Below are 12,279 nucleotides of genomic sequence, written 5' to 3'. Positions count from 1 at the left end.
TTGCTCCCCCCCTCTTTGCGAGGTCTTTGCACGATGTTCTTAGAGCGTTCCGGACTGCATATCTTCACCTGGCGAAACATCGAGGTGTCTGTCTCGATGTGGTACGGCCTGATCATGGCCATGCTCGTCTTTTTCCCCGCGCTCAGCGGCGGCTCGATGCTCGCCGGGTTGATCTGGGTGGTGGCGGTGACGATCTCGCTGCTTGTCCATGAGTTTGGTCACGCGCTGGTGGCGCAGCGCTACGGACTGAGGCCAAGCGTGTTGCTGCACGGGTTTGGCGGGCTGTGCATGATGGAGCGCGAGGCCGATACCGACGGTCAGGACGCCCGGGTGGTCTTCGCTGGACCGGCCGCGGGGCTGATCTTTGGGGGATTGGTCTACCTCGTGGCGAGCTTTGCCCCGCAGATCGCCTACGCCTCGACCTGGAGCGCGACCTTTGTGGGGGCGCTGCTCTTTGTGAACATCGCCTGGAGCCTTGTGAACCTGCTCATCCCGATGTGGCCGCTTGATGGAGGACAGCTCTTTCACCTGATTCTGCGCCGCTTCAAGGACGAGGAGAGCGCGCGTCGCATCACGCTCAACGTGAGCATTTTTGTGGCGATTCCGGCAGCGATCGTGGGTTTTTTGATCTTTCGCAGTTTCCTCATCGCGATCTTTGCGGTGATGGTGGTCATGAGCTGCATGAGCATGCTGCAGACGGGGCAGTCGCTGGTGGGGCGACGCAGCGGGCGCAGTCTGGCGACTGCTTCCGATTTTCATCAGGAGCTTCTGGCGCAGGCGGAAGCGGCGCTGGCCGATGAGGACTGGCGAGAGGCTTACCGGGTCTGCCATCAGATGCGCGCCTCGGGGCAGATGCCCGAAAAGATGCTCAACCGGGTGTGGATCATTCTCGGTGTGAGTGCCACTGAGATGAGCGAGTATGGCGAGGCGCTTGACTACCTGCGCCGCGCGCCGCAGTCGGACGAGGTAGCGCGCGCGATGGAGCTTTGCCAGCGCGAGCTCGCCTGAAAGTCGTTTGATATCAGTATGTTATGCGGTAAAGGCCGGCGCGAACTTCGCGCCGGCCTTTTTGCGCTCAGAGGAAGCGGCGCACGGTCTCCAGGAGTGTTTTTTCCTGGAAATCGAGTTTGACCAGGTAGCCGTTCGCGCCCAGGCGCATAGCGCGCTCCTTGTCGGCGGGCTCACCCAGGGTCGTGAGAATGACCACCGGGAGGCGAGCGTGCTCCTCGGAGGCGCGGATGCGCTGGAGGAGCTGCAGGCCGTCCATCGTGGGCATCTGGATGTCGGTGAGCACCAGGTCGACGCGGTGGCGGCCGAGCATCTCCAGGCCGTAGTGGCCGTCGTCGGCTTCCAGGACGCGGTAGCCCTCAGCGCGGAGGATCGAGGTGACGAGCGTGCGGGTGACCTCGCTGTCTTCGACGACCAGGATGGTGCGGATATCCAGCGCTCGGGTGCCCTGCACGGCGGTAAAGGAGCGCTGCCGGCGGGGTTTATCAAGATCGAAGCGCGAGTCGTGCTCGCTGCGCTCCATCAGGTCGACGACGTTGAGCAGGGGCACCACATCGCCGGAGTCGGTCAGGGCGACGCCGCGACATAGGCGCACGCCAGCCAGGAAATCGCCCAGGGGGCGGCTGATAGCTTCACGTTCGCCGAGGACACGGTCGATCCACACGGCGACGCGACGCGCACCCTTGCGAATCAGCAGCACGCTGAAGCGCTCCGGGGGCTGTCCGCGCTCGGCAAGCCCCAGCGGGGAGGTCCAGTCCAAAAGCGGGATCAGGCGCTCGCCGACCGGCACGCATACCGCGCCGTGGACGCGGCGAAGATCGTCGCGGCCCACGTCGATGACCCGCTCGACATCTTTGGCGGTCAGGGCGAATTGCCGCTTGCCCAGGGTGAAGACGAGCACGGAGTTGACCGCCGTGGTCACCGGCAGGTGCAGAGTGAAGGTGGTGCCGCGGCCGACCTCACTCTCGATTTCGATGAAGCCGCCCACGCGCGAAATCTGGCGGCGAACGACATCCATCCCGATGCCGCGTCCGCTGACATCGTTGACGGAGTCGCGGGTGGAGAATCCGTTTTCGAAGATCAGCGCGATGGCTTCTTGGTCGGAGAGGCGCGCGGCGGATTCGGCGGTGTGCATGCCGCGTTCAATGGCCTTTTGACGGATGATCTGTGGATCGATGCCGCGCCCGTCGTCGGAGAGGACGACGCGGATGGAGTCGCCGACGTACTCGGCGCTCAGTTCGATCTCGGCTTCGGGTTCTTTGCCGGCAGCCTGGCGTTCCTCGGGGGGTTCCAGGCCGTGATCCACCGCGTTGCGCACCAGGTGCAGCAGGGGCTCGGAGAGCGCGGAGAGGATGGCGCGGTCGACTTCGACGTTGCCAAAGGTGTCGACCAGGCGCACGCGTTTGCCCTGGGATTGTGCCAGATCGCGTACCGCCCGCGGGTAGTGGCTCAAGACCTGGGCCAGGGGCACGTGGCGCATGTAGCGGGTCTGGTCGTCGATCTGGGAGGCGCGCACGTTGACCTGGTAGCTCTCCTCGCGCAGCGCCGTCTCGCAGGCATCGAGACGGTGGTTGAGGTTGCGCAGCGCCATGGTGTGGCTTTTGGGCAGCTGGCCCTCAAGCAGGGAGAGCATCGCGCGCAGATCCTGACGGATGCCGTGCAGCTCCCCTAAGCGATAGCCGACGCGTCGGCTCATCAACAACGCCTCACCCGCGAGTTCGCCCAGGCGCTCGAGCTTTTCGACGTCGACGCGCAGGTTGGTCGTGGTCTGGATGCGCAGCGCGCCCGACTCCAGCTCGCGCTCGTTGCCGGCGCCGATACGTGCGCGCGTGGGCTGGGGCGCCGATGCCACAGGAGGCGTGGAGGGGGCAGGAGGCGTGGCGAGGGCGGTGTCGGCGGCCGGTTTCTGAGCCGGTGCGGACGTGTTGCTGCGGGGGGATTCCTCTTTGGAATCAAGGGGTTGTGTGCCGGCTGTGGGGGCGTTTTCGGCCGGTGATATGTGACCCTGGGTCGGCGTCTCGTTGCCTTTTTCGGGAGGAGAGGCGGCCTGTTGCGCGGCCGGATCGTGGGGGTTGACCTTTGCGGGAGCACCGTCGCGCAGGTCGTTGACGCGATCGACAAAGCCGGAGAGGTCGAGGCGCTGGGTTGTGTTCCCGGCGGATTTGGTCATGAGCGCGCGCATCAGATCGAGGCCTTCAAAGATCAGCTCGACGCGCTCGGGTTGGGTGATGTGGGCGCCGGTGGGCTCGTCGAGCAGAAGGTGCTCAGTCTGGTGGGCGACGAGGTTGACGTCGGCAAAGCCCATCATCTTGGCTTCGCCTTTGAGGGTGTGGATCTCGCGCAGGATCTCCTCGACGGCCTCCGGGTCATCGGGGGAGCGCTCCAGGTTGACGAGCAGGGCGTTCATGCGTTCGAGGCGCTCAAGCGCCACCGCACGGAATTTTTCGATCAAGGCGCCAAAGCTCATGAGGGCTCCGACTCCTCATCGCCGATGACGGGCGAGGTGTTCTCGTTGTGGATGCCGTCGCTCTCGGGCTGGCTTTCGCTGTCCTCGTCGGCGATCTGGCGGGCGATGGTATCGAACTCGCGGGATCGGTCGGAGTCGGCACCGTCCTCGGCGTCAGATTTCGGGTGTGCGGCGGAGTCTTCGCGGGCGTTGAGCAGGTCCTGGAAGAAGGCGTCGTCTTCGGCGATGGCAGCACTGAACTCGATGGTCGGTGCCTCCTGGGCGCTTTTTGCAGCGAGCTCGACGATGCGGCGGGGCTGTCGGTCGGTGGGGACGTCGGAGAGGTTTCCGTTGAAGCCCACCGGGGTCTCGATCTGGTTGCGGGAGGCCTTTCGGAGCGGTCGAGCGCGGGCGATGTCACCTTCGGCGGAGCGGTCGGCGGGGAGCTCACGGGAGAGGTCGGCCGGAGCGGGGTGTGAGAGCTCTGAGGAGCGGTCGGCCGAGAACTCGCGGGATCGGTCGGTCGAAGCGGGGTTTGAGAGATCTGCGTCGGCGTCGACCGAGGGCAGCGGGCTGGTTGCGCGGCCGGGGATGGTTCGGGTTGGCTTGCGGGTGGGGCGTTGGGAGGACGACGAGGCGTCGGTTTCCATGACTCGGAACTTCTCGACGATATGGCGGAGACTCTCCGAGGCGTTGTGCAGCTCCCGGGCGGCGGTGGTGACCTGACGGGTACCGGCGACGCCCTGGTTGATCAGGTGCGAGAGCTCGTCCATCGACTGGGTGACCTGCTCGGTGCCCGATTGCTGCTGCTGGGTGATCAGCGAGATCTTCAACGAGGTCTCTGTGGTGCGCTCCGAGAGGCGCGAGCCCTCCTCGGTGGCCATGACGCTTGCCAGCGAGGACTCGCGGATGTCGCTGACGAGAAGTTTGATATCGCTGACGGACTCTTTGATGTTTTCCGCAAGTCGACGCATCTCAGCGGCCACCAGAGCAAAGCCCTTACCGGCCTCACCGGCGCGCATGCCCTCCAGGGAGGCGTTGAGCGCCAGCAGGTCGGAGCGGTCGGCGATGGCTTTGATCACCTCCAGAATCTCGGTGATGCGCACCGTGTGCGACTTCAGCTCCCCGATGCGCTCGCCGACGGTGCGGTTGTTGGCCTGGGTTTTTTCGGCGGATTTGAAGACGGTCTGCGCGCTCTCAGCGATCTTTCGAGCCGAGGAGAGCAGGGTTTCCATGGTGCGCTGGGTTTCCTCGACGCCGCTGGCCTGGTGAGAGGCGGCGAGCTCCTGGTCGCGGAGCACCACGAGGATCTCTTCTGCGGCGGTGGAGACGTTAAGCGCGGTGGAGACGATCTCGCGCACGAGCTCATTGAGACTGAGCACCATCTGGTTAAAGGCCGAACTCAAGTCACCTTCGCTCTCGGCGGTGGTGGTGGTGAGGTCACCGTCGGCGATCTGGCGGGCACGCTCGGAGAGCTGGCGGAGGTTTTTGACCATCGCACCAAAGGCCTCGCCAAGCTCTCCCGGAACGCGTTCATCGAGTAGCGGGGAGGTGAGCTGGTCGCGGGAGATCACGCGGGCCTGCACGGTGAGACGGCGCATCTGATTGGTGAGGCTGTGAAAGCTTCGGCCGAGCTTGCCCGCACCGCGGGGCAGGGGAAGATCGACGTCGGAGAGTTTGCCCGAGCGCAAGAGCATCGCCTCATGTTCGATGATGCCGATACGGCCGGCAGCCAATTCGTCGGCGTGGCGGCTGATGGCGTTGAGCTCGTCGAGCATGCGGTTGGTGGCGCCGGCCAGTCGGCCGACTTCGCTATGGGGATCAGCAGGAAGGTGAGCTGAGCGCAGGTTGCCCTCGGCGATCGACTCCACCACCGCGGTGATGTCGCTTAAGGTAGCAAGCGACCGGCGGGTGAAGGCGATGGTGGCCACGCCCGCCAACACGAGTAGCACGGCGGTAAAGATATGGCCGTGAAACGCCAGCACGCCCACGCCGATCAGCGTCAGGGTGGCGATGTAGATGCCGACTTTTTTCCACAGCAACATGGTAGACCTTCGTAGGAGAGAGCTGCGCGCAGCTCAATATGCCCTTTCGCCGGAGATGGGAGCGAGAGGGGCGCTGCTGAGTGTATCGAGATCAAGAAGCCACACAACCTTACCGTCGAGGAGCGTGACGGCGGGGCGCAGGATGGGGGGAAGAGCCCCGCGCAGCCAGCCCGGAAGGGGGAGCAGGTCGCGCGGCGCCAGCGGGAAGGTGCCGAGCACGGTGCCCAGGTAGAGGGCCACCGGCGGTCCGGGAAGGTCGAGAAGTCCGACCATACCGTGCTCGGTGGGGGTCATTCCCAGGTGAGGTCGTGGATCGAGCACGGTCATGGCGACATTCTCCGGGGCGAGCACACTGCTGACAAATCTCAGTTCCACGCAGAGTGTGGCGGTGCCGCAGCGAAAGAAGAGGGCGTCGAGGGAGGCAGTGCTCATCGGACCGCAGCGTCGTCGAGGAGGCGCTCAATATCGAGGAGCACGCAGAGCTCCTCTCCCAGGGGGTGTGCTCCAATGGCGTAGCGGCGCGTGCTGCCTTTGATGGTGGTGGGCAGGGCGTCTTCGCGCAGCAGATGCTCGGGCCATTCATCAAGCCCGGTGACCTCGTCGACGTCCAGGCCCACGGTGTAGTGCGGCGTGTCGACAATGAGTGTGCGGCGTGTGTGACTGGCCAGGGCCGGGCCGGCGCTCTGTGACTCCAGAAAGGTGCTTAAGTCGAGCACACCGATGACCTGGCGACGCAACACAGCGATGCCGCGGATATGCCCGGGAGCACCGGGAAGGGGTGTCGTCTCCAGTTGGCCGACGATTTCGCGGACGGACTGTCCGTCGATAGCGAAGTCATCCTCACCGCAGCGAAAACAGACCACCGGGATGGTCGCGACTTCATCGATCACCTGATCTTGCAGGTCATCCCAGGCGAAGGGGTCGAGACTCTCGGCCTGGTCAACCAGGTCGGAGAAGTCGGAGGGGCTTTTCGTGTCGTCGCTTGCCATAGAAGGCCGGGGAAGGTGCGTGGGCGGTGGGAATCCGAAACTCCGCCCGTAGCATAAGGTTGGGGGGGCCGTCGGGCAAGGTGCGATGGGGCGGAGAGTGGCGTGGTGGACGCGATTCCATGGACGGGGGACATGGGGAGGCGGGCGTATGATGGGCGCGAAAATGCGGCATCTCAGGCGACCCACGGTCACCTTTGAGGTGACCGTGGGTCGATTTTTGTGGTGCGTTTGAGGTGACCCAGGGTCACCTTTGAAGTGACCCTGGGTCGATTTTTCGCGGCGAAAAGAGGGGGGATACGGGGGGGCAAAAAAGTGACCCTGGGTCGAGCTGGAGGCGACCCAGGGTCACTCTTGAGATGACCGAGGGTCGATTTTTGTGGTGCGTTTGAGGTGACCCAGGGTCACCTTCGAAGTGACCCAGGGTCGATTTTTTCGAGTCGTATCGTAGGGGGCAAAAAGTGACCCAGGGTCGAAGTGGAGGTGACCCACGGTCGCCTTGTTGTGCTGGTATGACCTGCCAATAGGCCGCATAGAACGTAGCGTTCGCGCGACCCACGGTCGTTTAGGTGTGCGGTATTTTTCAGCGGCTGGCGCGCCGCGGCTCGGGCAGCCAGCAGACCAGGCTGTTTTCGAGAAGTTCGTAGAGCGGCTCGCAGAGCGCCTCGGTCAACCAGTAGGAACGCTCCTCGCCAGCCTGAAGGTGGTCGAGGATACGCGTGATCTCGTCGGATTCAGCCATCAGGCGAAGTTGCCCCTCGACGAGGGCAGCGGCCACTGGAAGTTGGGTGTCGTCGCTGCCTTCGGGGAGCGTTTGGCCGATGGTGTGGGTGATGAGAGAGGCTGCGAATCGTGAGCGTCTCAAGGTGGCGTGGGGGCGAAGGCGGCCGCCACCCTCCAGAAGATCGGTGGGGTCATCGGGAAGGGAGGCAAAGAGTGTGGCTTCCTGGTCGGCGCGGGGCTCGGCGTTGGCGAAGGCTTCAAAGCGGGCCTGCTCACTGAGCGGGTGATCCTCACCAAGTTGCGCGCTGAGCCAGCCATGAACGCGCTCGCTAAGGCGGCCAGTCTCATCGAAGCCCTGCCACTGGGTCAGGGCCACGGCGCTGTCGAGGGGGTCGGTGAGCATCGCAAAGGTTTTGGGGGCGCCGTCTTCGATGCCCTGAGCAAGCTGGGCGGAACCGGCCTCGGCAAAGATATCGGCGTCGAGAAAGCGGTAGCCAAAGCCCAGAAAGCTCTCGGCGATGGGTTCGGGAAAGAGCTCCGCTACCTCCGAGAAGGCCCTTGCGCAGGCGGCAAAGCTCTCCAGTGCTGGAGTCACGCAGGTGTCGATGTCGTCGGGTTCTTCGAGAAGCTCGTCGCACGCCCGGGCCAACGCATCGAGGTGAGGTTCAAGCGCGTCTTCAGCGCGCTCTCCCTCGGCGCTTTCCGGGTCGAGCCATTCCATGGCCACGAGCACGCGGGAGGCGATGTCCTGGAGTTGTCGACGGGTGCGGCGGGCGCGGTAGAGGGGCTCGTCGACCTCCAGAGTGCCGCAGACGAGATCCTGGGTGGCCTGCCCGACGTTGAGAAGAAGAGCGTCAAGGGTGCTGAAGTAGTCGATGCCGTCGACCAGAAAGCGCTCCACCCAGGAGCCGGTCGACCAGGCAGTGACCCGGTTCCAGTGGGCGCGCATGTAGCCGACCGCGTCGCTGGAGGCGTCAAGCCGGCCGCGGGGAGTGGCGTGCAGTCGCCCGGTGGCGATCTCCTGAACGATGGCGCTCCACTCACTCTCCAGATGCTCCAGCGCGTTGTGGGCCGCGCCCATCCCTAAGGCGCGTTGCTGGGGCTCGGACGCCAGATCAAGCTCCCAGTAGGGTCGAGCCAGAGCCTCGCAGGAGGCGCAGAACTCGCGGTAGAGCAGCTTGCCACGGTGCTCTGCGCAGCGCGGACGAAAGATCTCATCGAAGCCGTACCAGTGGATGATCGGCAAAAGCTCATTGAGGCGGGCACTTACGTAGAGCTCAAAACGGGTCATCTGTGGGTGCCAGAAGAACTTCGAAGCCCCGTGCAGAAGTTCGTGAGCGCGCCACTTGCGCCGGTGGTTGGGGTTAAACGCCGGAAAGGGGGCATCTTGAAAGAACGAAAAATACTTGGGCTCGGCCAGCACCCCGTCGCTCCACTCGGGGGTGGTGCCGGCCTGCCAGACGGTGAGTTCGGGTTCGAGATGCTCGGGCATCGGTTGGCGCAGGCGAAGCTCGTGGTGGTAGAAGGCGCGTCCGCTGAGCGCGCCCAGCATCGTGGCGCGAGCGGTCAGAGGGGTCACGGTCAGATCGATCTCGGGGGCACCCATCTGCGGTGCCAGCGCGCGCAGGCCGGCGGGCTCACCGGCCTCCATGTTGCTCTCCAGTGCGCCGACCAGGGCCTCCGGGGTGGGCAGCCATCGGCGCGGTGTGTCGTCCAACGAGACCGGGCAAGGGGCGGGGGGGAGGGTATGGCGAATCATGGAAGCTCCGTTCAAGTCGCCCGCAAAATGTCCGGGCGTGCACTGCGAGTCATTGTAAAGCGAACGAAAATCAGCGCTGCACTCGCACGCGGCGGCGGGCAATGTCCACCACAAACTCGCCCTCGCCGGGGCGGGCAATGCTTAAGCTGACCGGGGTGTCGGCCTGGCCGCGGATACGCGCAATGACGTCGGGCAGGCTCAGGCGGTGGGTGGGAAGCTCGTCGACCGCCAGGATGCGGTCGCCGGGCTGAAGTCCGGCTTCGGCCGAGGAAGAGCCGGGCATAACATTGACCACCACGATGTCGCTGGCCTGGCTGCGAAGGCTGGCACCGATGCCGTAGAAGGCCAGCGCGGGTTCGGGGTTCTCGGTGGGGGTGAGCTCGATGTCGTATGTAAGCGTCCCACCACTCTTAAGTTCAATGCCTGCGACGAGTTCGGGCTCATAACCGTTGGCGCGTACGTAGAGGGTGACCAGTCCGTCGGGAAGCTCACTAAGGCCGTAGTACCCGGAGGGGTTCGCAATGGCGTTGCGCGGTGCCAGGCGCTGGGAAGGATCGACCAGGGTAACCGAGGCTGTGGCGATGGGCTCTTTGCTCTCGTGGTCGCGCACCACTCCTGCGATGGACGCGCCCTCCAGAAGTTGCAGACGAATGTGGTCGGTGGTGCGCCCGGGGCGAACCTCGAAGAGCTCGGAGGTAACCGGGGCGAGCCCCGGCGCGCGGGCCACCAGCGCGTAGTAGCCGGGGGCGAGGGGACCGATGCGAAATCGCCCGGTGGAGGTTTCAACCTGCTCGGTGTTGATACGGCCGGGGACATAGGGGTGGGGCGGGGGGACGTCCATCGCGGCGATGGCAATCTGGTAGGAGGCCATCGGCTGACCGCGCTTGTCGACGACGACTCCGGCCAACTCCCCGCCGGGGCGAAGCTCCAGGGTGAGGGGCTGTCCGAGGCGCGTGCTTTGTCGAGCCGAGGGAGCATAGGCCGAGGAAGTTGCCTGAAGCGTCCACGGCATGTCGGGAGCGGACTCCCAGTTGAAGAGTCCGTCGTCACCGACGCGAAGGCGGCGGGTGTCATTGGCGGAAGAGGCGATCACAAAGCCAGGCTGCGGCTGGCCATCAGGCCCTACAACTCGCCCGAAGAGCCCCCGGGCCGGCTCCAGGACAATGTCGTGGGAGGCGGTAGTCCCCGTCTCTACGGTGAAGGGCCCCAGGGTATCAGGGTAGTGATCGGGGGCGTCAGCGCTCAGGGTGTAGTCCCCCGGGGGAAGGTCGTCGAAGCGGAAGCTGCCTGTGCTTGAGGTTGCGGCGCGACGGGAGGTCTGGGTGCCGCTCAGGGTAACGGAGGCGGGGAGCGGGTCACCCGAAGCGGAGAAGACGACACCTGTGAGCGCGGTGGTGGGTCGGAGCTCGATGTGCACCTCCCCGCCGTCCTCACCCGGGGTCAGGCGAAGCGCGGCGCTCTCCGCGTAGGGAAACTCGGGGAGGTCAGTCTCCACGGTGACAGCGACGCGACCGGCTGCGAGGTTATTGAGGGCGAATTGGCCCTGGCTGTCGGTACGGGCGAGGTCGGAGAGGGTGTGTGGAAGGAGAGGCTCCTGCCCCAGTCCGCGGGCTTCCGTGTAGGCGAGTCCGATGGAGGCGTCGGCAACCGGCGCTCCATTCAGCGTGACGCGTCCGCGCAGGCGTGCGGGTTGGTGCATGAAAAGTGTAATGGATTCAGTGTCTTGTGCGGAGTTCTCACTCAGGTCGAGTCTCATCGCTCCGAGTTCTCCCACTCCGCCGCGCACATACTCCGGGTGTATCGCGTCGATGAGGACTGTGCCATCGGCAGCGGCGTGGGCTGCCGCGGTGAGGATGTCTCGGTTGAGTTTGAAGTGTCCGCGCTCGTCGCTTTTGGTTGTGAGCGTGCCTGCAAGGAGCGTGGCCCCCTCCAGCGGTTGACCCTCCTCCGAGAGCACGCGGCCTGTCAGGTGATGAGGAGCGTCTTCCATCATGTTGACGGGCTGATCCCCCTGAATCCAGAGGCTTCGGACGAGAATGGCTGCGAGGCAGAGTCCTCCCAGAAGCAGCGCGACGCCGAGGAGGGGGCGCGTTTGGGGAGGGAGGGAGGTCATAGGTGCCTGAGGTTCGGTAAGGATTGGTGCGCCCGCCGGGGCGCCGGCAGGGGCCGTGGGAAGTGTAACAGGGTGAGGCGTGGTAGCAATACGGCGCTGCTGAGGCTTTGAGCGAGCAAGGGAAGGCTGCCAGCGGGATCACAGCATGAACTACCAGCACACTCTGGCGAGGTCAGAAGTTGATGATGTTGGCGTTGGCTTCCAGTTGATGATGTTGGCGTTGGCTTCCCAGCTACAGTACCTGCCATGAACTACCAGCACACTCTGGCGAGGTCAGAAGTTGATGATGTTGGCGTTGGCTTCCAAGCTACAGTGCCTGCGGACGTAGCGGAGATTGTGAGCGTCAATCGCTCGACCTGACCCAAACTTCGATGGCAATGACGGGACTTCGAATGACCAGAATACTCTGTCCCCGGGGCGTTTTTTGGACGACTGTGGGTCGGTTGTTGAGACGACCGTGGGTCAGTCGTTGAGATGACCGTGGGTCGGTTGTTGAGACGACCGTGGGTCGGTTGTTGAGACGACCGTGGGTCGGTGTTGAGATGACCGTGGGTCGGTTGTTGAGACGACCGTGGGTCGGTTGTTGAGATGACCGTGGGTCGGTTGTTGAGACGACCGTGGGTCGGTTGTTGAGATGACCGTGGGTCGGTTGTTGAGACGACCGTGGGTCGGTTGTTGAGACGACCGTGGGTCGGTTGTTGAGATGACCGGGGTCGGTTGTTGAGATGACCGTGCGTCGAGTCAGGGAGTGATCTGTGGTCACATGAAGTCCAGTAAACCCGGGAGTAGAGCGGCGTACGCAGGTGGCCCGGTGCGCTAATTTCGTACTGGGCTTAGCGAATGTTCCGGTGGTGCATAGTAAGGGCGCAAATGTGGGTTCCTGGCTTGACGGCAACGGTATTCGTTCCGTGGGCAGTCGTGGCGTTTGGCCATTTTTCTTTCTGTGCAGGGCTGCTCGGTCGGGGACTTCATGTGTTGTGTGCGAACAATATCGCCCGATAAAATTACCGTGGGTTACACTCACAAAAGTGACCGTGGGTCACTCCGGTGACTGACCGTGGGTCGCCTGAAGTGCAGTAACCACGCGCCTTTCTCGCAGTCCCGTCTGCAGCACACACCTGAGTATCGCTCGTCGTTCTGCCATCTCTCCCCACACTTTCGTATCCTGCGACGCAACATCCGGCATTTGCCTGCGATAA

General features: G+C 64.2%; 7 protein-coding genes. 1 reads left to right on the top strand and 6 read right to left on the bottom strand.

The features are described from left to right. The first annotated feature begins 33 nt into the window (after positions 1-33). A complete protein-coding gene (locus EA187_RS12760; protein WP_115605279.1) occupies positions 34-1,008 on the top strand; it encodes a site-2 protease family protein in 975 nt (324 codons plus the stop codon). A 67-nt stretch (positions 1,009-1,075) separates the two neighbouring features. On the opposite strand, the gene EA187_RS12755 is transcribed toward EA187_RS12760, so the two are convergent. From EA187_RS12755 to EA187_RS12730, 6 genes are all read right to left on the bottom strand, one after another. Then, the gene (locus EA187_RS12755) at positions 1,076-3,475 is read right to left on the bottom strand and encodes a hybrid sensor histidine kinase/response regulator (protein WP_127780498.1); all 2,400 of its coding nucleotides are present in this window, start codon (positions 3,473-3,475) and stop codon (positions 1,076-1,078) included. After that, positions 3,472-5,499: a methyl-accepting chemotaxis protein gene (locus EA187_RS12750; RefSeq protein ID WP_127780497.1), complete on the bottom strand. Its 2,028-nt coding sequence runs from the start codon at positions 5,497-5,499 to the stop codon at positions 3,472-3,474. The genes EA187_RS12755 and EA187_RS12750 overlap by 4 nt, the downstream gene beginning before the upstream one ends. A gap of 33 nt (positions 5,500-5,532) precedes the next feature. Continuing rightward, the gene (locus EA187_RS12745) at positions 5,533-5,931 is read right to left on the bottom strand and encodes a CheW domain-containing protein (protein WP_115605274.1); all 399 of its coding nucleotides are present in this window, start codon (positions 5,929-5,931) and stop codon (positions 5,533-5,535) included. Next, entirely contained in the window at positions 5,928-6,488 is a 561-nt protein-coding gene (locus EA187_RS12740) for a chemotaxis protein CheW (protein ID WP_115605273.1), read from the bottom strand. The genes EA187_RS12745 and EA187_RS12740 overlap by 4 nt, the downstream gene beginning before the upstream one ends. A gap of 580 nt (positions 6,489-7,068) precedes the next feature. Next, positions 7,069-8,967 carry a DUF1905 domain-containing protein gene (locus tag EA187_RS12735; protein ID WP_127780496.1) on the bottom strand — a complete coding sequence of 633 codons (1,899 nt, stop codon included), beginning with the start codon at positions 8,965-8,967 and terminating at the stop codon, positions 7,069-7,071. Positions 8,968-9,037: 70 nt separating this feature from the next. Continuing rightward, positions 9,038-11,080 (bottom strand): carboxypeptidase regulatory-like domain-containing protein, encoded by a 2,043-nt coding sequence (locus EA187_RS12730; RefSeq protein ID WP_127780495.1) that lies wholly within the window; start codon positions 11,078-11,080, stop codon positions 9,038-9,040. Between the last annotated feature and the right edge of the window lie 1,199 nt (positions 11,081-12,279).

Origin of the sequence: Lujinxingia sediminis, from assembly GCF_004005565.1 — a bacterium.
In the GTDB taxonomy this organism is placed as follows: Bacteria; Myxococcota_A; Bradymonadia; order Bradymonadales; family Bradymonadaceae; genus Lujinxingia; species Lujinxingia sediminis.
The sequence above is the reverse complement of the archived record's forward strand: the minus strand, read 5'-3'. Positions and strand labels throughout refer to the sequence as shown.